This is a genomic window from Actinomadura fibrosa (genome assembly GCF_900659615.1).
In the GTDB taxonomy this organism is placed as follows: domain Bacteria; phylum Actinomycetota; class Actinomycetes; order Streptosporangiales; family Streptosporangiaceae; genus Spirillospora; species Spirillospora fibrosa.
Window position 1 is genome coordinate 18,650 of sequence record NZ_CAACUY010000057.1, and the last position, 21,971, is coordinate 40,620.

At 72.6% G+C, this 21,971-nt stretch carries 19 protein-coding genes and 1 pseudogene; 10 read left to right on the forward strand and 10 right to left on the reverse strand.

What is annotated here, in order from left to right; all coding sequences use genetic code 11:
- Window positions 1-14 precede the first annotated feature (14 nt).
- The 5 genes from E1300_RS20760 to E1300_RS20780 are packed head-to-tail and all read right to left on the reverse strand — an operon-like array spanning window position 15 to window position 3,286.
- Window positions 15-392 (reverse strand): Fur family transcriptional regulator, encoded by a 378-nt coding sequence (locus E1300_RS20760; RefSeq protein ID WP_131758687.1) that lies wholly within the window; start codon window positions 390-392, stop codon window positions 15-17.
- Window positions 389-1,279: a metal ABC transporter permease gene (locus tag E1300_RS20765; protein ID WP_131758688.1), complete on the reverse strand. Its 891-nt coding sequence runs from the start codon at window positions 1,277-1,279 to the stop codon at window positions 389-391. Before E1300_RS20765 ends, E1300_RS20760 begins: the two co-directional genes overlap by 4 nt.
- Window positions 1,276-1,980 (reverse strand): metal ABC transporter ATP-binding protein, encoded by a 705-nt coding sequence (locus E1300_RS20770; protein ID WP_131758689.1) that lies wholly within the window; start codon window positions 1,978-1,980, stop codon window positions 1,276-1,278. Before E1300_RS20770 ends, E1300_RS20765 begins: the two co-directional genes overlap by 4 nt.
- On the reverse strand, window positions 1,977-2,951 hold the full coding sequence (locus E1300_RS20775; RefSeq protein WP_131758690.1) for a metal ABC transporter substrate-binding protein: 975 nt from the start codon (window positions 2,949-2,951) through the stop codon (window positions 1,977-1,979). The genes E1300_RS20770 and E1300_RS20775 overlap by 4 nt, the downstream gene beginning before the upstream one ends.
- Window positions 2,952-2,983: 32 nt before the next feature.
- Window positions 2,984-3,286, reverse strand: coding sequence for a DUF6703 family protein (locus E1300_RS20780; protein WP_131758691.1), 303 nt, complete (start codon window positions 3,284-3,286; stop codon window positions 2,984-2,986).
- Window positions 3,287-3,315: 29 nt separating this feature from the next.
- Between E1300_RS20780 and E1300_RS20785 the strand changes: the two genes are divergently transcribed.
- From E1300_RS20785 to E1300_RS20795, 3 genes are all read left to right on the forward strand, one after another.
- Entirely contained in the window at window positions 3,316-3,618 is a 303-nt protein-coding gene (locus tag E1300_RS20785) for an antibiotic biosynthesis monooxygenase family protein (RefSeq protein WP_131758692.1), read from the forward strand.
- Between the two features lie 164 nt (window positions 3,619-3,782).
- Window positions 3,783-5,285, forward strand: a complete 1,503-nt coding sequence (locus E1300_RS20790; protein ID WP_131758693.1) for a DUF1906 domain-containing protein — start codon at window positions 3,783-3,785, stop codon at window positions 5,283-5,285.
- Window positions 5,286-5,568: 283 nt separating this feature from the next.
- Window positions 5,569-6,957: a glycine--tRNA ligase gene (locus tag E1300_RS20795; protein WP_131758694.1), complete on the forward strand. Its 1,389-nt coding sequence runs from the start codon at window positions 5,569-5,571 to the stop codon at window positions 6,955-6,957.
- 108 nt (window positions 6,958-7,065) lie between these two features.
- On the opposite strand, the gene E1300_RS20800 is transcribed toward E1300_RS20795, so the two are convergent.
- The 5 genes from E1300_RS20800 to E1300_RS20820 all read right to left on the reverse strand — a co-directional run bounded on the left by E1300_RS20800 (window position 7,066) and on the right by E1300_RS20820 (window position 13,213).
- Window positions 7,066-7,743 (reverse strand): hypothetical protein, encoded by a 678-nt coding sequence (locus E1300_RS20800; protein ID WP_131758695.1) that lies wholly within the window; start codon window positions 7,741-7,743, stop codon window positions 7,066-7,068.
- A gap of 241 nt (window positions 7,744-7,984) precedes the next feature.
- Window positions 7,985-9,124: a DUF4190 domain-containing protein gene (locus E1300_RS20805; protein ID WP_131758696.1), complete on the reverse strand. Its 1,140-nt coding sequence runs from the start codon at window positions 9,122-9,124 to the stop codon at window positions 7,985-7,987.
- Between the two features lie 11 nt (window positions 9,125-9,135).
- Window positions 9,136-10,071, reverse strand: coding sequence for a septum formation family protein (locus tag E1300_RS20810; protein ID WP_131758697.1), 936 nt, complete (start codon window positions 10,069-10,071; stop codon window positions 9,136-9,138).
- Window positions 10,072-10,080: 9 nt separating this feature from the next.
- Window positions 10,081-11,184 (reverse strand): DUF4190 domain-containing protein, encoded by a 1,104-nt coding sequence (locus tag E1300_RS20815; RefSeq protein WP_131758698.1) that lies wholly within the window; start codon window positions 11,182-11,184, stop codon window positions 10,081-10,083.
- Window positions 11,185-11,326: 142 nt separating this feature from the next.
- On the reverse strand, window positions 11,327-13,213 hold the full coding sequence (locus E1300_RS20820; protein WP_242619280.1) for a glycoside hydrolase family 15 protein: 1,887 nt from the start codon (window positions 13,211-13,213) through the stop codon (window positions 11,327-11,329).
- A gap of 291 nt (window positions 13,214-13,504) precedes the next feature.
- Here E1300_RS20820 and ppdK point away from each other — a divergent pair, with 291 nt between their 5' ends.
- The 7 genes and pseudogenes from ppdK (at window position 13,505) to E1300_RS20855 (ending at window position 21,896) form a co-directional block, all read left to right on the forward strand.
- Complete coding sequence (ppdK, locus tag E1300_RS20825; RefSeq protein WP_131758700.1) at window positions 13,505-16,207, forward strand: pyruvate, phosphate dikinase; 2,703 nt, start codon at window positions 13,505-13,507, stop codon at window positions 16,205-16,207.
- 144 nt (window positions 16,208-16,351) lie between these two features.
- Window positions 16,352-17,149 carry a YdcF family protein gene (locus E1300_RS20830; protein ID WP_242619281.1) on the forward strand — a complete coding sequence of 266 codons (798 nt, stop codon included), beginning with the start codon at window positions 16,352-16,354 and terminating at the stop codon, window positions 17,147-17,149.
- Between the two features lie 67 nt (window positions 17,150-17,216).
- Window positions 17,217-18,494 (forward strand): deoxyguanosinetriphosphate triphosphohydrolase, encoded by a 1,278-nt coding sequence (locus E1300_RS20835; protein ID WP_131758702.1) that lies wholly within the window; start codon window positions 17,217-17,219, stop codon window positions 18,492-18,494.
- 115 nt (window positions 18,495-18,609) lie between these two features.
- Complete coding sequence (locus tag E1300_RS20840) at window positions 18,610-19,836, forward strand: NAD(P)/FAD-dependent oxidoreductase (protein WP_131758703.1); 1,227 nt, start codon at window positions 18,610-18,612, stop codon at window positions 19,834-19,836.
- Window positions 19,837-20,156: 320 nt separating this feature from the next.
- Complete coding sequence (locus tag E1300_RS20845) at window positions 20,157-20,501, forward strand: GtrA family protein (protein ID WP_242619282.1); 345 nt, start codon at window positions 20,157-20,159, stop codon at window positions 20,499-20,501.
- Window positions 20,502-20,512: 11 nt separating this feature from the next.
- Window positions 20,513-20,950: pseudogene (locus E1300_RS53995) on the forward strand (sigma-70 family RNA polymerase sigma factor); the annotation flags it as partial.
- Window positions 20,951-21,455: 505 nt separating this feature from the next.
- Window positions 21,456-21,896 (forward strand): carboxymuconolactone decarboxylase family protein, encoded by a 441-nt coding sequence (locus tag E1300_RS20855; protein WP_131758705.1) that lies wholly within the window; start codon window positions 21,456-21,458, stop codon window positions 21,894-21,896.
- Window positions 21,897-21,971: the final 75 nt, after the last annotated feature.

Below are 21,971 nucleotides of genomic sequence, written 5' to 3' on the forward strand. Positions count from 1 at the left end.
CGACACGGGAACGGTCAGCGGGCGCAGCCCGCGCACGTCCCGAAGACCTCGACGGTGTGCGTGATGTCCACGAAGCCGTGCTCGGCGCCGATCGCGTCGGCCCAGCGCTCCACGGCCGGGCCCTCGACCTCGACGGTCCGGCCGCACTCGCGGCAGACCAGGTGGTGGTGGTGCTGCTCGGTGCGGCAGGCCCGGTAGACGGCCTCGCCGTCGTCGGTGCGCAGCACGTCCACCTCGCCGGAGTCGCTGAGCGCCTGGAGGGCCCGGTACACCGTGGTGAGGCCGATCTTGGAGCCGTCCGCGCGGAGGTCGGCGAAGATGTCCTGCGCGCTGCGGAAGCCGTCGCAGCCGGCCAGCACCTGCCGCACCGCGTCCCGGCGGGCCGTCGTCATCCTCCAAGCACCTCCGCCTCGGCGTCCACGGCGGGCCTGACCGTGGTGGGGACGGCCTCCCCGGACGCGCCGGCCCGCGCACGTCTGCGCCGCACGACCGACCCCCCGGCGACGGCGACGACGAACAGGGCCAGCGCCAGCAGCACGATGGACGGTCCCGGGGGAAGATCGTACTGGAAGGAGCCCGCCAGCCCCGATACGGCCGACAGTACACCGACTCCCATCGCCAGCAGCATCGTGCCGCGGAACCCCCGGGTGACCTGCTGCGCCGCGGCCACCGGAACGATCATGAGGGCGCTGACCAGCAGCAGCCCGATCGCCCGCATCGCGATCACGACGGTGACGGCGGCGGTCGCGGCGATCAGGACGCCGAGGAAGCGGACGGGCAGCCCGGACGCGCGCGCGACCTCCTCGTCCTGGCACAGCAGGAACATCTCCCGCCCGAACAGGACGACGATGGCGAGCACCGCGGCGGCGAGGCCCGCCACGACGTACAGGTCGCCGGTGGAGACGCTGCTGATCGAGCCGAACAGGTAGGACTGGAGGCTCGTGCCGCCGCCCTGGCCGTTGGTGAGCAGGACGCCGCCCGCGAGCCCGCCGTAGAACAGCAGCGCCAGCACGACGTCGGCGCCGCTGCGGCTGCGGGCCCGCAGCACCTCGATCGCCACCGCGCCCAGCACCGACACGAGCAGCGCGGCGAGGACGGGGGAGGTGCTGGTCAGCAGGCCCAGCCCGATGCCGGTCAGCGCGATGTGGCCGATGCCGTCGCCGAGCAGTGACAGCCTGCGCTGGACGATGAACGTGCCGACGGCGGGCGCCGTCAGCCCGATCAGCACCGCCATCACCAGCGCGATGCGCATGAAGTCGTACTGCAACATCTCGATCATGTCGTGGTCCCCGTGACTTCCCGCAGCGCCGTCTCGCGGACGACGCGGCCGTGCTCCAGCTCGACCGTGCGGGTGATCAGCGGCTCCAGCGGGCCGAGCTCGTGCGCGACCAGCACCACCGTGCGGCCGGCCCCGGCCAGGTCGCGCAGCGTCGCGGCGAGCGCGGCCTGGCTGCCGGCGTCCACGCCCGCGGTCGGCTCGTCCATGACGAACGTGTCGGGCTCGCCCGCCAGCGCGCGGGCGATCAGCACGCGCTGCTGCTGGCCGCCCGACAGCAGGTGCGCCGACTCGCCGGCGAGGTCGGTGAGGCCGACGGCCGCGAGGGCGCGGTCGACGGCGGCGCGGTCGGCGGCCGAGGACGGCCGCCAGCGGGACTGCCGCGCCACCCGTCCCGACGCCACGACCTCCCGGACGGTCGCCGGGACGCCGCCGCCCATCGGCAGCCGCTGCGGCACGTACCCGAGGCGCTTCCAGTCGCGGAACGCGGCGGGCGGCACCCCGTAGATCTCGGTCCGGCCGGCGGCCAGCGGGATCAGCCCGAGCAGGGCCTTGACCAGCGTCGACTTCCCGGCGCCGTTCGGGCCGAGGACCGCGAGCACGTCGCCCGCGGCGACCCGCAGGTCGACGCCCGCGAGCACCTCGCGGCCGTCCCGCCGCACCAGGCCGCCGGTCATCGCGAACGGTGGCGCCTCGTCGTTCATGAGCACTCCAGCGCGGGCCGCAGCGTTTCGAGGTTCTTGCGCATGATGGTCAGGTAGTCGTCGGACGAGCCTTCGGCGACGCCCTCGACCGGGTCGAGCACGGCGGTCTTCACCCCGACCTCCTTGGCGAGCGTCTGCGCGACCTTGGGGCTGACGAGGGTCTCGGTGAACACCGTGGTGGCGCCCGCGGTTTTGATCTGCCCGCTGAGTTCGGCGATCCGCTTGGGGGACGGCTCGCTCGTCGGGTCCACGCCCGCGATCGGGACCTGCCGCAGCCCGTACCGCTCGGCTAGGTAGCCGAAGGCGGCGTGTGCGGTGACGATCGTGTTCCGCTTGCAGGTCTTCAGCCCGTCCCGGTACTGCCGGTCGAGGGCGGACAGCTCGGTGGCGACGGCCTTGGCGCGGTCGCGGTATCCGGCGGCGTGCGGCGCGTCCGCCTTGGCTAGCCTGTCGCCGAGGGCCGTGGCGATCGTGGCCATGCGGCTCGGGTCGAGCCAGATGTGCGGGTCGTAATTCGTGTCCGCGTGCTCGTGGTCGCCCTCGTGCTCCTCTTCCTCGCCGCCCGTGGGCGGAGGCAGCGTCTTGACGACGCTCGCCGCGTCCAGCGACTTGGACTTCGCGTGCTTCTCGACGGCCTCGTCCACCGCGGGCTGCACGCCCTTGACGTAGACGGCGTAGTCGGCCTTGCCGACGTCGGCGACCTGCCGGGCCGTCAGCTCCAGGTCGTGCGGCTCCGCGCCGGGCTTGGTCAGGGTCCGGACGGACACGTCCCCGCCGCCGATCCGTCCCGCCAGCCAGGCCACCGGGTAGAAGGACGCGACGACCTCCGTCCTGCCGCCGGAGCCGCCCGCGTCCGCGTCGCCGCAGGCGGCGAGGCCGGTCGCGCCGGCCAGGCCCGCGAGGGCGACGGCGGCGGCACGGAGGGTGAGGGGGGACGCGGGACCGCGGGCGAAACGGGACGAGGTGGGCATGTCAGGATTATGGACGAAGATGAAAATGATTGTCAAAACCGACCGATGCCGCGAGCTAGGGCAAATCCGGTCAAGACGGCCAGCGCGACGACGCGCAGCAGCCGTCCGGACGCGTCCAGCGCGGGCCAGTTGAGGTAGCCGAACCAGGCCAGCGCCACCGCGAGCACGAGCAGCCCCGCGGCGCCCACCCAGCCCGTCCTGACCATGCCGACCACCAGCAGCGCGAACACCGCCGCCAGCAGCACCCCGCGCGGGAGGCGGTGCAGGAACACCACGGGAGCCGCGCTCCACCGCTCGACCGCCGCCCGCATGCCCGTCCCGTCCCGTGTGCTCACGGGCCCCAACGTACTGCCAGGATGGACCGATGATCGCGATAACCCGGTACCGGGTGCCGAGCGAGGAGGCCGACGGCTTCGCCGCGCGGATGGACGCGGTGCTCGCGGCGCTGTCGGCGAGCCCCGGCTTCCGCTCCGGCCGGCTCGCGCGGACCGTCGACGATCCCGCGCTCTGGGCCCTCGTCACCGAGTGGGACGGCGCCGGCTACTACCGGCGCGCCCTCGGCGCCTACGAGGTGCGGCTGGAGTTCGTCCCGCTCGCCGCGATGGCCGTGGACGAGCCGGGCGCGTACGAGGTCGTCAGCGCCGTCCCGCCCGTGCCCGAGTCATGAGGTAAGGGCGGCCGGTCCGGATACGGGCAATGACCGGGCAAGAAGCGTTCCGGCCGGGTTTGGCGTGCCCCCGCCAAGGTCATCTCTGCCGCATCACGGTCATGCCGCGGCCCCGGAGGGACAGGGCCTCCGGGGACCGCGGGGCTTCTTTCGGGGGAGATGTGATGCGCCATGCCGTCCTGCTCAGTGGAATCTCCGGGGTGGCGGCGGCCGCTCCGCTCGTCGCCGGTCTCGGTCCGGCCGCCGCGCGGACCCCGCCCGACGCACCCGCCGCGCTGATCCGCCCGGCGCCGCCGCGGAGCGCGCCGCCCCGGGACGCGCCGCGCGTCGTCCACTACCGCGGCGTGCGCGTTCCCGTCCCGCCGGGCTGGGAGGTGCACCGCCTCGACCGGCATCCGGCCCGCTGCGTCCGGTACGACCGGCACGCCGTCTACCTCGGGCGGCCGGGCGCGCAGCCCGACTGCCCGGCCCGCGTGGTCGGCCGCACCGAGGCCCTCCACGTCGTCCCGCTCGGCGCCGGCCGGACGTCGCGGACCGCCGTCCAGGGCGACAAGCTCGCCGGGCTCGACGTCCGCCCCTCGACCGGCCAGGAGACCACGGTCCGGCTCCCCGAGGCCGGTGTCACGATCATCGGCGTGTACGGGACCGACCGGGCCCTGCTCGAACGGACGATCCGCGCCACCCGGCTGACCCCGAACTGGCCCGCCGGGTCCGGAGGGGCGAAGCCGGGCGGCGCCGCCACCGCTCCGAAGCACGCCGCGCAGCCCAACGGCGCCGCGTCCGGGGGGCCGGTGGAGCCCGCGCGCCGGAAGGCCGAGGCCGATCCCGACCCGACGCTGCCCGGGTTCCCCTGGCTCACCCCGCCGTCCGGCATCGACGACCCGGACGAACCGGCCGGCGCCGGGCCGGGTCAACCGTCCGGCGGGCCGCCGCCGCCCCTGCCCCCGGACGGCCAGGCCGGCGTCGAGGGGCCGGACGAGCAGACGAACTGGGCGACGGGGAAGGGCTTCGACACCTGCACGGCGCCGTCCCTCGCCGCGATGAGGGCGTGGCGGCCGTCGTTCGACGTCACCAACATCTACATCGGCGGCGCGGCCCGCGGCTGCGCCCAGCCGAACCTGACCGCCTCGTGGGTGCGGGAGGTGCGCCGGATGGGGTACCGGATCACGCCCACCTACGTCGGCCTCCAGGCGCCCTGCGGCCGCCGCCCGCAGCGCTTCACCCGCAGGAACGCGGCGGCGAAGGGCGCCGCGGCGGCCGCGGACGCCGCGCGCAGGGCCGACGCGCTCGGCATCCCGCCCGGCATGCCCGTCTACCTGGACATGGAGGCGTACCGCAGCAGGAAGGCGTCCTGCCGGAAGGCCGTGCTCCGCTTCGTGGACGCGTGGGTCCGCGCGCTGGAGGCCAGGAACTACCAGCCCTGCATGTACAGCAGCGCCAGCTCCGGCATGCGGGACGTGGGCTGGGCCACCGGGATCAGCAAGCCCGGATGCATCTGGTTCGCCGACTGGGACGGCAGGGCGCAGGCGTACGGCGACCCGTACCTGCCCGACCGGTGGTGGCCCCCGCACCGCCGCATCAAGCAGTACCGCGGCGGCCACAGGGAGAGGCACGGCGGGGTGACGATCAACATCGACAGCAACTACGTCGACGGGCGGGTCTACTGAGCCGCGGGCACGCGGAGCGCGAACCGGGGCGCGAGCCGGGCCGGGCGCCGGGCCGGGCGCCGGGCCGGGGGAGGGAATCCCGGGCCGGTGCCCTGGCAGGTTGCCGTCCGGGAACCGCTCGCGGTGCCCTAAGCTGGGAAATGCTCGGAGGTGCCGGCGACGACCGCGCCTCGCGCGGCATCGCAGTACGTCATCACGGGGATCTCCGCGCCTCCGCCCACCTCTCAAGGATCCGGGGCGCATTCGCTGTCCCGCCGACCGCCAGCCGGATGGAGAACGTTTCATGGCACGCCGTTCCGATGTGTTGGACACCATCGTCAACCTCGCCAAGCGGCGGGGGCTCGTCTACCCGTCGAGCGAGATCTACGGCGGGCTGCGCGCCTCCTGGGACTACGGGCCGCTCGGCGTCGAGCTGAAGAACAACGTCAAGCGCCAGTGGTGGAAGTCGATGGTGCAGGGCCGCGACGACGTCGTCGGCCTCGACTCGTGCGTGATCCTCGCGCGCGAGGTGTGGGAGGCCAGCGGCCACGTCCAGGCGTTCGTCGACCCGCTCACCGAGTGCCAGTCGTGCCACAAGCGCTTCCGCGCCGACCACCTCGAAGAGGCCTACGCGGAGAAGCACGGCCGCCCGCCCGCGAACGGCCTCGCCGACATCACCTGCCCGAACTGCGGCGTGAAGGGCTCCTTCACCGAGCCGAAGATGTTCAACGGCCTGCTCAAGACCTACCTCGGCCCGGTCGAGGACGAGTCCGGCCTGGCCTACCTGCGGCCCGAGACCGCGCAGGGCATCTTCATCAACTACCTGAACGTCCAGCAGTCCGCGCGCCGCAAGGTGCCGTTCGGCATCGGCCAGATCGGCAAGTCGTTCCGCAACGAGATCACCCCCGGCAACTTCATCTTCCGGACCCGCGAGTTCGAGCAGATGGAGATGGAGTTCTTCGTCAAGCCGGGCACCGACGAGGAATGGCACCAGTACTGGATCGACGAGCGCCTCCAGTGGTACGTCGACCTGGGCGTCCGCAAGGAGAACCTGCGGCTGTACGAGCACCCGGCCGACAAGCTCTCGCACTACTCCAAGCGCACCGTGGACGTGGAGTACCGCTTCAACTTCGTCGGCGGCGAGTGGGGCGAGCTGGAGGGCGTCGCCAACCGCACCGACTTCGACCTCACGACGCACTCGAAGGCGTCCGGCGCCGACCTGTCGTTCTTCGACCAGGAGTCCGGCGAGCGGTTCACCCCGTACGTGATCGAGCCCGCGGCCGGGGTCGACCGCGCCGCGCTGATGTTCATGATGGACGCCTACGCCGAGGACGAGGCGCCCAACGCCAAGGGCAAGCTGGAGAAGCGCACCGTCATGCGCCTCGACCGCCGCCTCGCGCCGGTCAAGGTCGCGGTGCTGCCGCTGTCGCGCAACGCCGACCTGTCCCCGAAGGCCCGCGACCTCGCCGCCCGGCTGCGCCGCAATTGGAACGTCGACTTCGACGACGCGGGCGCCATCGGCCGCCGCTACCGCCGCCAGGACGAGATCGGCACCCCGTTCTGCGTCACCGTCGACTTCGACACCCTGAAGGACGACGCGGTGACCGTCCGGGAGCGCGACTCGATGAGCCAGGAGCGCATCGCGATCAGCCAGGTCGAGTCGTTCCTGGCCGCGCAGCTCGTCGGCTGCTGATCCCGCGCGTTCCGCGCGGGGCCGGAACGCCGCGCGGCGGGCCGCCCTCGCACCGGCGGCCCGCCGCTTCTCCGGGAGCGTCCTGGGGGTGCGTCCCTGGGGAGAGCGTCAGCTCGTCACGAACAGCGTCTGGTTGAACGTGCCGGACCCGGCGACGGTCTCACCGAGGAGCTGGTAGGTGGCGGTGACCGTGGCGGTGGACGGGCAGAAGATGTTGCTGCCGGACTGCTTGCTGACCGTGGCGCCGTTCACGCCGACCTGGGCCTGGTTGTTGCCGGTGACCGGACGGTTCGGGTTGGTGGGGTTGTAGCCGTTCGCGGTGAGGTTGCCGCCGAAGATGCACGTGATCCCGCCCAGCAGGTTCACCACGGCCTTGACCCTGAAGTTCGCGATCGTGACGGCGGCGTCGCGGTTGCCGGTGTGCGCGGAGTCGAAGACGACGCTGCCGCCGCTCCACGGCAGGTTCTGCGCGGTGATCGTGGCCGTCGTGGTGCCGGTGCAGGGGCCGCCGCCGTTGCTGGTGAAGCTCGCGCTGCTGACGTTGAGCCCGGTGCCGTTGGACTGGATGGCCCCGGTCATCGTCGACTCGTTGCAGCTCCCGCTGCCGATGGACGACGAGACGGTCGCGCTGCCGAGCAGCGAGGCGCGGACGTTGCCCGTGTAGGGCGCGGCGGCCGCCGAGCCTTTGCGGATGGTGGTGGTCGCGGCGGAGGCGGGAACCGTCCCGACGGCGAGGACGGCGAGGACGGCCGTTCCGACGGCTGCGGTCTGTCTGATACGTGCCACCGGATACTCCTTTGTCCGGTTCGGGGTGGGCATCGTGAAAGTAATTCGCCTTTCCCGGTCCGGCAATGACTCCCCGGCCAACGCGGTGTGGCCGGATCGGGACACGCGCGCGTGTCTGCTGGTGGCGGTGAAAAGGCCGCTGGCGGCGGGCTTTTTTGACCCGGTCCACCCTTGACGGGACGCGATCGGGCGGGTCTTGTCAGCCGGCTGATGACCTCGTGCCGCGCTTTTGTCACCCGGCTCAGCGCGGGACGATCGGGCCCCTCATCGGCCTGTCCAGGCTCTCGCCGAGGCAGACGATCCTGCGGTCCTCCGCGGACCAGTCGCCTTCCAGCGGATACAGGTGGAACAACCGGTCGGGCCGCTTATGGCCCTTGAACACCGTGCCCGCGCGCTTGTCGCACAGGGCGTCCGCCTGCCGCTCGACCTTCGCGTCCCCCGGATAAGGCCCGGCGGGCAGCGCCTGGACCCAGTACACCTCGCTCCAGTGCGGGCCGGTGCAGGAGACCACGCGCTGCGTGGGGGAGTCGTCCTTCCACTTCCCGAAGCAGTCGCCGACCGCCATATCCGCGAACGCCTTCGCGGCCTCGTCCACGGACTCCGACAGCGGCGCCGTCAGCGTGCCGGGGCCGACGTAGCGCAGCATGCACGTCACCTCGCGGTCCCCGCTGCGCCATGTCGTCCCGTCGGGCTGCGTGGCGTAGATCTCCAAATCGTCGCTGTAGCGGCTCTTCCGCAGGAGGCGCGTCAGGCGCCGCTCGCACAGGTCGGTCGCCAACTCCGTCGTCCGCTCGTCGCCGGGGTAGGGCCCGTCCTGCATCTGCACCCTGGCCGCAACCTCGCCGTCGTGGGGCCGCGTGCACGGCATCGCGGTGACGAAGCGGTTGCTCGTGTCCCCGCTGAATCCGGTGAAGCAGTCACCGACGCGCAGCGCCCCGACCAGCACCCGCCCGCTCTTGCGGATGTGCCCGGCCTCGTCCCGGTCCGGCGCGAACAGCGAGCCGAGGCTCATGGCCGCGAAGACCGCGCCCGCCGCGGCCCACGCGAGCGCCGCGACGAGCCCGCCGACGGCGAGCCCCCGGCCCTTCTCGTTGCGGCGTCCCGTCTGGACGAGTGCGGCGACGCCGAACCCGAGGGCCAGGGGGACCAGGCAGAGCAACCCGGTGACCAGCGCGACGATCGCGAGCCGATTCGTCCGCCGCGCCCCCGGTACGACCGCCCCCGCGGAACCGAACGGCTCTACGGGCTGCCCGGGCGGCTCCGGCGCCGGCGGCCGGACCGCCGGTGGCTCGGACAGGGCCGCGTCGGGACGGGCCCACTCCTGCGCAGGCTCGGCCTCAGGTTCCGTCGAGGGCTCGTCGGCTTCCGATGGAGTTGTCATGGGGTGTCCTTCTAAGTGCGAACGGCTGGCTGCGGCATCACCGACCGGTTCAAGCGCCCCTTCGACGGCCGGGCCAGGCAGATGGCCGTGCGCGTTCCCTCGTCCCACTGCCACTCCTCAGGAGGCCAGGCAACGCCCGACATCGCTACCGGTGGGCGATCCCGCTTGAAGGCCGCTCGCAGGAGCCTGGTGCACCCGACGGCGGCCCGACGCTTGGTCGGGGCGTCTCCGGCATACGGACCGTCCGGCAGCTCGAACAGCGTGATGACCTCGTAGAGGTGCGGCTCGGTGCAGGCCACCGTGCGAGCGACCGCGCTCCAGCCCTCGATATCGGGAAGGCAGTCACCGGGGCGCAGCCCTGTGACCTCCTTGAGGCTCTTGTCCAGGGTGGACTCCAGGGGCGTGCCCAGCGCGCCGGGTCCGGTGTAGTGGAGGGTGCACAGCACCTCGCGGTCACCGTCCTTCCAGGAGTCCCGCTCCGGCTCGGTGTTGAAGGCCGAGAGGTCGTCCCGGACGCGGCTGGTCTGGAACTTCTTCAGCCATCCCTTGCACGCCTGCGACGCCTGGAAGGTCACGGCCTGCTCGCCGGGATAGGGCCCGGCGGCGAGCTGCTTCTCGTCCACGACCTCGCCGTCGTGCGGTTCGGTGCAGGGCATCGACCGCACCGTGCGGGCCGGCGCGGTCTCGGTGAAGCCGGTGAAGCAGTCGCCTTTGCGGAGCGTCGTCACGGGCACCTCGCGAGCCTTGGTGATCCGCCCTGCGGAGTCACGGACGGGCCCCGGGCTCTCGCGCATGTCCAGGGCGAGGACCGCCGCGCCCACCGCGAGGAAGGTCACTGCGAGGAGGCCGATGACCAGCGCGGTGATCGCCAGCCGGTTCGTCCGCCGCACTTCCGGTACGGCCTCCGGTTCCGCCGCAGGGTCGTCGGCGTCGGATGGAGTGCTCATGGAGGCTCCCTACGCTCCGACCGGGGCGGGCATCACGGAGCCCTTGCGCTTCTTGTTCTTGAGGGCGCCGACGTAGCAGAACGCGAGGCGCTTGCCGCCCTCCCAGGCGTCCCTCGCCGGAGTGAAGTACGAGCCGCTGAGGTCGCGGCTCGTCGGGCGGTCGTTGAAGAGCCGCAGCCACCTGCGGAGACACCCCTTCAGCGCCTCCTTGCCGACCGCCTCCGCGCCCGTCCCGCGCACCTCGAAGCGGTGGGTGAGCTGCGCGTCGTGCGGCTGGGCGCAGTCGCGGGGCCGGACGACCAGGGTCTCGTCGGCGACGCGGTCGAAGCACTCGCCGAGCCGCAGGTCGTCCCAGAGCCGGACGCCCGTGCCGCGCGGCGTGATCCTGCCGGTGACCTTCACGGCCTCCGGGGCCACGGCGGCGCAGCGGACGGCGCGGTCGCGGAACCAGCCGGCCTGCTGCGGCTTGAGGGCGACGATGTCGCCGTCCTCGACCGGGACGGTGGTCTGGAACCGCGTGACCATCTGCTTCAGGCAGCCGCTGTCGGCGATCAGCTTCATCTCGGCGTCTCCCGGCCAGGTCGGGTCCGGCAGGTCGAAGGCGAAGAGGACCTCGGCCTCGTGCGGGCGGCCGCAGGGGACGAGGCGGGTGTCGGTCATGATCCGGCCGTTGGGGAAGTCGAAGCACTCGCCGACCTTGGGATAGATCTGGACGCCGTCCACGACGTCGCCGGCGACGGGCTCCCTCCGCGCCCCGCCGCCGGTGTCCAGGAGGGCGACCGAGATCGCCGCTCCCGCGACGAGCCATGCGGTGGCGGCGGCGAGGCCGGCGATGGCGAGTGCCCTGCCCTTCTCGTTGCGGCGGCGCGTCTGGACGAGCGCGGCGATGCCGAAGCCGATCGCGAGGAGGGCCAGGCCGAGGAGGCCGGTGACCAGCGCGGTGATCGCGAGCCGGCTCGTCCGCCGCCGGACGGGCGGGGGCTGCGTTCCGGGGGCGGACGGCTGTCCCGGCGCGGGGGCGGCCGGAGTGGTGAAGGCGGTGTCCGGCGGGGGCCAGGCGGGGGCGGTTCCGCCTTCGTCCGGGAGGTTGTCAGCGTCCGGTGGCGTGGTCACCCGGAGACGATAGAGGGATTCTCATCAATCGCGGCATGTCCGACATGGTTCGTGGTCGGATCGTGATCATGGAACGGTGCAAGGAGGCCCGCCGTGGACCGGGGTGCCGGCGGTCACGGCGGGCGGCGCGCCTCGGGCGGTCTCAGGCCAGCGGCGGCTGGTGCTCGTCGTTCTCGGCCCGGATCACCTGCATGACGGCGTTGATCAGCGCCAGGTGGGTGAACGCCTGCGGGAAGTTGCCGAGGTGCCGGCCGGTGTGCGGGTCGATCTCCTCGGCGTAGAGCTGGAGCGGGCTCGCGTAGGACAGCAGCTTCTCGCACAGCGCCCGGGCGCGCTCCAGCTCGCCGATCATCACCAGCGTGCTGACCAGCCAGAACGAGCAGATCGTGAAGGTGCCCTCCTCCGACTCGAAGCCGTCGTCGGTCTCGGTCGCCCGGTACCGCAGGACGAGGTCGTCCTCCGACAGCTCGTCGGCGATGGCGAGGACGGTCTCCCGGACCCGCTTGTCGTCGGCGGGCAGGAAGCCGAGCAGGGGGATCAGCAGCGCCGACGCGTCCAGCGTGGTCGCCCCGTAGTGCGCGGTGAACACGCCGCGCTCGTCGAGGGCGTTGGCGAGGACGTCGGCGTGGATCTCGTCGGCGGCGGCCTGCCAGCGCCGCGCGCGCTCGTCGTCGCCGCGGATGCGGGCCAGCCGGGCGCCGCGGTCGGCGGCGACCCAGCAGAACACCTTGGACGAGGTGAAGTGCTGCGGCTCCCCGCGCACCTCCCACATGCCGCAGTCCGGGGTCCGCCAGTTGGCGAGGGCGTCCTCGACCTGCTTGACGACGATCTTCCAGAGCCGGTCGTCGAGCCGGTCGCGCTTGCGCACGAACAGGTAGATGGAGCCGATGATCGCACCCCACACGTCGTGCTGGGCCTGCATGTACGCCTCGTTGCCGATGCGCACCGGGCGGGCGTTGCCGTAGCCGGACAGGTGCTCCAGCGTCGACTCGGGCAGCTCCTCCCGGCCGTCCAGCCCGTACATGATCTGGAGCTTGCCCTCGGCGGCCTCGGCCACGTCGGTGATGAAGTAGAAGAAGTCGTTGGCCTCCCAGTCGTACCCGAGCGTGTAGAAGGCCCACAGCGCCATGGTGGAGTCGCGGATCCAGGTGTAGCGGTAGTCCCAGTTCCGGTCGCCGCCCGGGGTCTCCGGCAGCGAGGTCGTCGCGGCGGCCGCCACCGCGCCGGACGGCGCGAACGTCAGGCCCTTCAGCGTGAGGGCGCTGCGCTGGAGGTGGCTGCGCCACGGATGGTCGGGGAAGCGGCCCCGGTCGAGCCAGTGCTGCCAGTGGTGGACGGTCCAGACGAGCCGCTCCTGCGCGTCCGCGTAGGTGGCGGGCGCGTCGTGCTCGCTCCACGACAGCGCGACGAACCGCGCCTCGCCCTGCTTCAGCAGGGTCCGGGACGTGGCGAGCGACCCCTCGAAGCCGACGTTCATGTCGGTGGTGAGGCGCAGCCCCACGCCGTTGCCGCGCGCGACGGCCTCGTGGTAGCCGACGCCGGTGTGCTCCCAGCGCGCCGGGGTCTGGCCGTAGTCGAACACCGGCATGCAGTCGAGCCGCACCTGGACCTGGCCGTTCACGCACCGCACCATCCGCAGCAGGACGTGGTCGGCGTCGTAGTCCGTGGGGGCCCTGCGGTGCGTGTGGGACCGCTCCGTCTCGTGGTGCCACGGCCCCATCAGCAGGGCGTCGGTGACGACGAGCCAGCCGCCGTGCACCCACCAGGTAGTCTCCATCACCATGGTGCCCGGGATGTAGCGCTGCGCCGCGGGCACCTCCACGCCCGCGGGGCCGACCCGGAAGTACCCGGCGTCCCGGTCGAGGATCGAGCCGAACACGCTCGGCGAGTCCATCCGCGGCAGGCACATCCACTCGATGTTCCCGCTCGGGGCGACCAGCGCGGTCGTCTCGCAGTCGGACAGGAACCCGAAATCGGCGATGGGGGCGAACGGATCCCCCGCCCGGCCGCCGGCGACCTTCGGCCTCACAACCTCACCTCCCTGATTCATCATTCCCTCTCTCGCGCAACGCGTGCGCCTCGGGGGCGGAGGTGTTCCCCGCCCGTCCGACCAGACTGGATTAGACCACTATCCCGGCTCTGAGCTGGGAGGACGCCGTGTCGGCGACCGGGCGCCGAGGAAAGCCCCGCCACGCGGGTACAGTCCCGGCAAACAGGGCAGCGGACCCGTTGCCGCCTGGGGAAACGTCGCGCGGCGCGTTCCCGGAGGCGCGGTTCCGGCACTGCCCGTGGGTGGAACCGGAGCGATAAGGAGCTGCCCGTGCCCAAGTTCGTGTACGACTTCGACGAGGGAAACAAGGACCTCAAGGATCTGCTGGGCGGTAAGGGCGCCAACCTGGCCGAGATGACCAACCTCGGGCTCCCCGTGCCTCCCGGGTTCACGATCACCACGGAGGCCTGCCGCCACTACCTCGGGCACGGGACCCTTCCCGAGGGGCTCCAGGACGAGGTGGACGAGCACCTCGCCGCGCTGGAGCGGACGATGGGCAAGCGGCTCGGCCAGAGCGACGACCCCCTGCTGGTGAGCGTGCGCTCCGGCGCGAAGTTCAGCATGCCGGGGATGATGGAGACCGTCCTCAACGTCGGGCTGAACGACGAGTCGGTCCACGGCCTGGCGGACCAGTCCGGGGACGAGCGGTTCGCGTGGGACTCCTACCGCCGCCTGATCCAGATGTTCGGCAAGACCGTCCTCGACATCGACGGCGACCTGTTCGAGGACGCGGTCGAGGACGTCAAGAAGGCCCGCGGCACCGAGAACGACGTCGACCTGACCGCCGACGACTTCCGGGCGCTGGTCGACCGGTTCAAGGGGATCGTCCGGGAGCGGACCGGCCGGGACTTCCCGACCGACCCCCGGGAGCAGATGGACCTCGCGGTCAAGGCGGTGTTCGACTCCTGGAACGCCCCGCGCGCGATCCTGTACCGCCGCCAGGAGCGCATCCCGGTCGACCTCGGCACCGCGGTGAACATCTGCTCGATGGTCTTCGGCAACCTCGGCATGGACTCCGGGACGGGCGTCGCCTTCACCCGCGACCCCGCCACCGGGCAGCAGGGCATCTACGGCGACTACCTCCAGAACGCCCAGGGCGAGGACGTCGTCGCGGGCATCCGCAACACGGTCCCGCTGACGGAGCTGGAGCGGATCGACAAGGCGTCCTACGACCGGCTTCTCGACATCATGGAGACGCTGGAGAACCACTACCGCGACATGTGCGACATCGAGTTCACGATCGAGCGCGGCAAGCTGTGGATGCTCCAGACCCGGGTCGGCAAGCGGACCGCCGCGGCGGCGTTCCGCATCGCCTGCCAGCTCCTCGACCAGGACCTCATCGACGTGGACGAGGCCGCCCGCCGCGTCACCGGCGACCAGCTCGCGCAGCTCATGTTCCCCCGCTTCGCCGAGGACGCCTCGGGCGACGGGGTGAAGAAGCTGACCAAGGGCATGAACGCCTCGCCCGGCGCGGCCGTCGGCAAGGCGGTGTTCACCTCCGAGCGGGCGGTGGAGCTGGCCGGGCAGGGCGAGGACGTGATCCTCGTCCGCCGCGAGACCAACCCCGACGACCTGTCGGGCATGGTCGCGGCCAAGGGCGTCCTCACGTCCCGCGGCGGCAAGACCTCGCACGCCGCCGTCGTCGCCCGCGGCATGGGCAAGACCTGCGTCTGCGGCGCCGAGGAACTGGACGTCGACGTGAAGGCCGGGCGCTTCACCGCCCCTGGCGGCGTGACCGTCGAGGAGGGCGACGTCATCTCGATCGACGGCTCGTCCGGCGACGTCTACCTCGGCGAGGTGCCCGTCGAGAACTCGCCCGTGGTCCGGTACTTCGAGGGCGAGCTCTCGGTAGAGGACGGCGGCGAGCTCGTCACGGCCGTCGACCGCGTCATGCGGCACGCCGACGCCCGCGCCGCGCTCGCGGTCCGCGCGAACGCCGACAACCCCGAGGACGCCGCGCGGGCCCGCCGGTTCGGCGCCCAGGGCATCGGGCTGTGCCGCACCGAGCACATGTTCCTCGGCGACCGGCGGCAGCTCGTCGAGAAGCTGATCCTCGCCGCGGACGACGCCGGGCGGCAGGCCGCGCTCGACGCCCTCGAACCGCTCCAGAAGCAGGACTTCGCGGGCATCTTCGAGGCCATGGACGGGCTGCCGGTCACGATCCGGCTCATCGACCCGCCGCTGCACGAGTTCCTCCCCGATATCACCGAGCTCTCCGTCAAGGTCGCCCTGGCCGGTGACGCCGCGGACCCGAAGGACCGGGAACTGCTCGAAGCGGTTCACCGGCTGCACGAGCAGAACCCTATGTTGGGACTCCGGGGCGTGCGTCTCGGTTTGGTGATTCCCGGCCTCTTCGCGATGCAGGTCCGCGCGATCGCCGAGGCCGCCGCGGAGCGCAGCCGGGCCGGCGGCGACCCGCGTCCCGAGATCATGATCCCGCTCGTCGGCGCCGTCCAGGAGCTGGAGGCCGTCCGCGAGGAGGCCCGCGGGATCCTGGACGAGGTCAAGGAGCGGACCGGGGTGGACGTCCCGGCGCTGATCGGCACCATGATCGAGCTGCCGCGGGCGGCGCTGACCGCCGGGCAGATCGCCGGGGCCGCCGAGTTCTTCTCCTTCGGCACGAACGACCTCACCCAGACCACGTGGGGATTCTCCCGCGACGACGTGGAGGCCGCGTTCTTCTCCCGGTACCTGGAGCTCGGCATCTTCGGCGTGTCCCCGTTCGAGACCCTTGACCGGGACGGCGTGGGCCGGCTCGTCCGCATCGCGGCGGAGGAGGGCCGCAAGGCGCGGCCGGGCATCAAGCTCGGCATCTGCGGCGAGCACGGCGGCGACCCCGACTCCGTGCACTTCTGCCACGAGGTCGGGCTCGACTACGTGTCCTGCTCGCCGTTCCGCATTCCGGTCGCCCGGCTGGAGGCGGGCCGCGCGGCGATCGAGGCGGCGGACGCCCCGTCCGGCGGCGCCCGCTAGGCGGCGCGCACCGGCCTCCGGGGCGGCGGGCGCGTCGCGCGCCCGCCGCCCCGGCCGCTGTGGCCCGCACAACACGCCCGACTTGTGAACTCCGCACGTCCGCCGGACCATCTAAGTAACGTGGCCAAGGCGATGACGTTGGAAGTGGAGTTGCCGGAAAACGAGCCGGACGGGACCGAGGAGCGGCCGCGCGGCCGCCGCTCCGGCCGCGGCGAGCGCCCGCGGAGGTCGCTCTGGTTCACCGTCCCCGTGAGCGTGGTCCTCGGGCTGCTCGCCATCACCGTCCTGACGCCGCTGACCGTCGGCGCGCGGATCTGGTACCAGGCCCGCCAGGACGAGCGGCCCCGCTCGGACGCGATCATCGTGCTCGGCGCCGCCCAGTACAACGGGGTGCCGTCCCCGACGCTGCGGTGGCGGCTCCAGCACGCGCTGGACCTGTACCGCTCCGGGGTGGCGCCCGCGATCGTCACCGTGGGCGGCAAGGCCCCCGGCGACACCTACACCGAGGCCGACTCCGGCCGCCGCTGGCTGATCGAGAAGGGCGGCGTGCCCGCCGCCCGGGTCGTCGCGGTGCCCGTGGGCCGCGACACGCTGGAGAGCTTCCAGGCCGTCGGCAAGGAGTACAAGCGGCTGCACTGGTCGTCGGGCGTGATCGTCACCGATCCGTGGCACGGGCTGCGCTCCAAGCGCATGGCCGAGGACAACGGGATCAAGGCCGCCGCGTCGCCGACCCGCAGCGGCCCGAGCGTCCAGACCCGCGACACGCAGTTCCACTACATCGTGCGCGAGACGGGCGGCTACCTGTCGTACGTGCTGCTCGGCAAGAGCGTGAAGACGCCCAGCGAGACGATCAAGACCATCCACGGCGACCCGGCCGTGCCGGCGTCCCCGGGCGCCACGGCGCCGGGCACGCGGAGCGCGGCGCCCACCGGAACGCCCTGAACGCCTCATCCGGAGGCCACCGGAACGCCATGCCGGCTCCGCCGCCGTCCGCATACCCTGGAAGGACATGACCGAATATTCCGAGCACGACCGCCGGCGGTGGGCGCCGGAGCCGGCGAAGCGCCGCGACCGCACCGCCTTCGAGCGCGACCGGGCCCGCGTCCTGCACAGCGCCGCCCTGCGCCGCCTCGCGGCCAAGACGCAGGTCGCCTCGCCCGGCGCGGACGCCGGCGCCGACACCGTGCAGAGCCTGCGCACCCGCCTCACCCACTCGCTCGAATGCGCCCAGGTGGGCCGCGAGCTGGGCAAGTCCCTCGGCTGCGACCCCGACCTCGTCGAGACGGCGTGCCTGTCCCACGACATCGGCCACCCCCCGTTCGGCCACAACGGCGAGTCCGCGCTGGACATCGTCGCCCGCGACTGCGGCGGCTTCGAGGGCAACGCGCAGAGCCTGCGCGTCCTGACGCGCCTCGAACCCAAGTCCTTCGCGCCGGACGGCCCGCCCCTGCACGGCCGCAGCGTCGGGCTGAACCTCACCCGCGCCGCGCTGGACGCCGCGATGAAGTACCCCTGGTCCCAGGCCGACGCGGTGAACGGCAAGTTCGGCGTCTACGCCGACGACATGGACGTCGCCCGCTGGGTCCGCGAGGGCGTCGGGCACGGCCGGCCGTGCTTCGAGGCCCAGGTCATGGACTGGAGCGACGACGTCGCCTACTCCGTCCACGACCTGGAGGACGCGCTCGTCGCCGGGCACATCGACTTCGCCCGGCTCGCCGACCCGGCCGAGCGCCGGCTGGTCGCCGCGACCGCCGCGAAGCTGTACTGCGCCGACGCCGACCTGAACGAGCTGGAGGAGCGCTTCGCGCGGCTGCTCGCCGAGCCGTACTGGCCGGACCGCTACGACGGCACCCCGCGCAGCCTCGCCGCGCTGAAGAACCTCACCAGCACGCTCATCGGGCGGTTCTGCCTCGCCGCCGAGACCGCCACCCGGCAGGCCTACGGCGACCGCCCGCTGACCCGCTACGCGGCGGAGCTGATCGTCCCCCGCGCCCAGCGGCTGGAGAACGCGCTGCTCAAGGGCATCACCGCGCACTACGTGTGGATCAGTCACGAGGAGGTCAGGGCCCGCCAGCGGACGCTGATCACCGAGCTGGCCGAGATGATGCTCGCCGGGGCGCCCGGCACGCTCGACCCCGGGTTCCGGGAAGCCTTCGTGGAGGCCCCGGACGACGCCGCCCGGCTCCGCGCGGTCGTCGACCAGATCGCCTCGCTGACCGACCTGTCCGCGATGGCCCGCCACCGCATGCTCGGCGATCGCACCGCCGATCGTCCTCACCGCCAGTGACCGTCGCGGCGCGCCGAGGTGAAGGGAATGTGCCCCGACGCGCCGTCGCATGACCCTTGTCTCATCACAGGGGCCGCTGTAGGCATAGCAGGAAGCCGTCTACGGGAGGTCACCCATGACCGAGGGGACGTTCGTCATCGTCGGTGCCAGCCTGGCCGGGGCCAAGGCGGCGGAGACGCTCCGTGAGGAGGGCTTCCCCGGCAGGGTGGTGCTCATCGGGGACGAGATCGAACGGCCCTACGAACGGCCGCCCCTGTCCAAGGGGTTCCTGCTCGGCAAGGAGGCCCGCGAGAAGGCGCACGTCCACGAGGCCGACTGGTACGAGAAGCACGACGTCGAGCTGCGGCTCGGCGTCTCCGCCGTCTCGATCGACCGGGCGGCCCACGAGGTCCGGCTCGACAGCAAGGAGCCCGTCCACTACGACCGGCTGCTGCTGGCGACCGGCGCGTCGCCGCGGCGCCTCGACGTCCCAGGCTCGAAGCTCCAGGGCATCCACTACCTGCGGACGATGGCCGACTCCGCCGCCCTGAGGCAGGCGCTGGCCCACGGGGGCCGCCGCGTCGTGATCGCCGGGGGCGGCTGGATCGGCCTGGAGGCGGCCGCCGCCGCCCGCGCGCACGGCAACGACGTGACGGTGATCGAACCGGAGCCCACGCCGCTGCACGCGGCCCTCGGCCCGGAGCTCGGCGGGACGTTCGCCGCCCTGCACCGCGAGCACGGCGTCGACCTGCGCCTCGACCAGGGCGTCGCCGGGTTCTGGGGCGCCGGGCAGGTGTCGGCCGTCGTCACCTCGGGCGGCGCCGAGGTCCCCGCGGACGTCGTGGTCGTCGGCATCGGCGTCAGGCCCAACACCGCGCTGGCCGAGGCCGCCGGGCTGGAGGTGTCCGACGGCGTGCTCGTCGACCAGTCCCTGCGCACGTCCGACCCGGAGATCTTCGCCGCCGGCGACGTCGCGAACGCCTACAACCCGCTCCTCGGCCGCCGGATCCGCGTCGAGCACTGGGCGAACGCCCTGAACGGCGGCCCTGCGGCCGCGCGCGCCATGCTGGGCCGGGACGTCGTCTACGACCGGATCCCGTACTTCTTCACCGACCAGTACGACCTCGGCATGGAGATGTCGGGCGTCGTGTCCCCGGGCGAGTACGACCAGGTCGTCTACCGCGGCGACGTGGCCTCCCGCCAGTTCATCGCCTTCTGGCTCTCCGCCGGCCGCGTCGTAGCCGGAATGAACGTGAACGTGTGGGATGTCACAGGAGACATCCAAGCCCTCATCCGCTCCGCCGCCCCAGTGGACGCCACCCGCCTAACCGACCCCAAGATCCCCCTGAACACCCTCCTCTAGCCAGGCGTGTAACAAGGCGTAGAGGCCCACCGCAGCGCCGCGATCGCGTGCGAAGCCAGTGCCGAGCCTGCGAGGCACTGATCGCGCAGCGAGCCCCTGGGCGAGCCGGAGCGATGCAGCGATCGCCGCGTCGTCCGTTGAAGGAGTGCGCGCCAGCGCGCGACGCCGAGGACGATGCAATAAATCCGGTACTCTCTGGGCGAGTGAGTACCTTGCAGCGGTCAAGACCAGCCAAAACGGTCTTTTCCGCCCCGGAGTACCGCACATTCCTGCGTGAGCTGGTCAGCTTCGGCTTCGTGGGGTGTGTCGGCACTCTCATCATGATCTTCGGCGCGAACCTGATGCGCGCCTGGCTCGGCGGCAGCCCGGTCACCAGCGTGGTGGTGCCGACCGTGGTGTCCACGCTGACCTCCTACCTGGCCAACCGCTTCTGGACGTTCCGGCACCGCGACAGCGACGGCTCCGGCCGCGAGGTCGTGATCTTCTTCGCGCTGAACGGGATCGGGCTGCTCATCCAGGTCCTGTGCACCGGCTTCACGTACTACACGCTCGGGCTGCACGGCGGGATCGCCTACAACCTCGGGCTGCTCGCGGGCGTCGGCCTCGGCTCGGCGTTCCGGTACTGGTCCTACAAGAAGTGGGTCTTCACCCCGGCGGCGGCCTGAGCGGCGCGTCCATGACAGCGCCCGTGCCGCCGCGTCCTCGCCGCCTCGACGACGAGTGGGCCGAGCACCGGCCCGCCGTGTTCGGCGCCGCGTACCGCATCACCGGCAGCGTCGCGGACGCCGAGGACATCGTCCAGGACGTGTGGCTCCGCGCCGCCGCGCAGGAGTCGCTGGACGGCGTGCGCGACCTGCGGGCCTGGCTCGTCACGGTCGCGGCGCGGCGGGCGTACGACGTGCTCGGGTCCGCCCGCGCCCGCCGCGTCGACTACGTCGGCCCGTGGCTGCCCGAGCCGCTGCTGACCGGCCCGGACGTCGCGGACGCGGTGCTCGTGGACGACACCGTCGGCACGGCGATGCTGCTCGTCCTGGAGGAGCTCTCGCCGCCCGAGCGGGTCGCGTTCGTGCTGCACCAGGCGTTCGAGGTGCCGTACGAGCGGATCGGGGAGGTGCTGGACCGGTCGCCCGCGGCGTGCCGGCAGCTCGCGTCCCGCGCCCGCCGCAAGATCGCCGCGGCGGACCCGGTCCGCCCGGCGCGGCGGGGCGAGCACGCGCGGGTGCTGGCGGCGTTCCGGGCGGCCTACGAGGAGGGCGACGGCACCGCGCTGATGGCGCTGCTCGACCCGGACGCGACGTACACGACCGACGGCGGCGGCAAGGTCTTCGCCGCGCGCAAGGTCATCTCGGGCGCCGCGCGGGTGCTGACGGTCGTGCTGCGGATGCGCGCGGAGCCGCTTCCGGCTCGTTCCAGTCGAGGTCAACGGCGAGCCGGGCTGGCTCGTCCGGCGGCAGGACGGCCGCCTCGTCGGCGTCGACACGCTGGAGGTCCGGAACGGCCGGATCACGGCCTACCGCCGCGTGCTCAACCCGGACAAGATCGCTCATCTGCGGCCGCGCCCGGACGCCGTCACAGCGGCCCCGGGTGCGTCGTCTCCCTCGTGACGAAGGGAGAACGGCATGGCCCGCATGCTGCTGCAGGAGGCGACGCCCGAGGTCTACCAGGGCTTCATCGGCATCGCGAAACTGATCCACAAGGGTCCGCTGGACCGCCGGGTCCAGGAGCTGATCAAGATCCGCGCGTCCCAGCTGAACGGCTGCGCGTTCTGCGTGGACCTGCACATCCGCGACGCCCGGCGGCTCGGCGAGCCGGAGGAGCGGATGCACCACCTCGCGGTCTGGGCGAAGTCGCCGCTCTACACCGACGGGGAGCGGGCGGCGCTCGCCTACACCGAGGCCGTCACGCTCCGGCGGGAGGTGGGCGACGAGCTCTGGGAGACGCTGCGGAAGCACTATCCCGCCGAGCGCGAGCTGGGCGATCTCGTGGCCCTGGTGTCGCTGATCAACGCGCTCAACCTGTTCGGCGTCCCGCTGCGGCTGGAGCCGCCGGTCCGGAGCTGATCCGGGGGCCGTCCCGGCACGCCTGGGACGTGCCGGGACGGCCCGCCCGGCCGGACGCCGGGCCGGGCGTCCGGC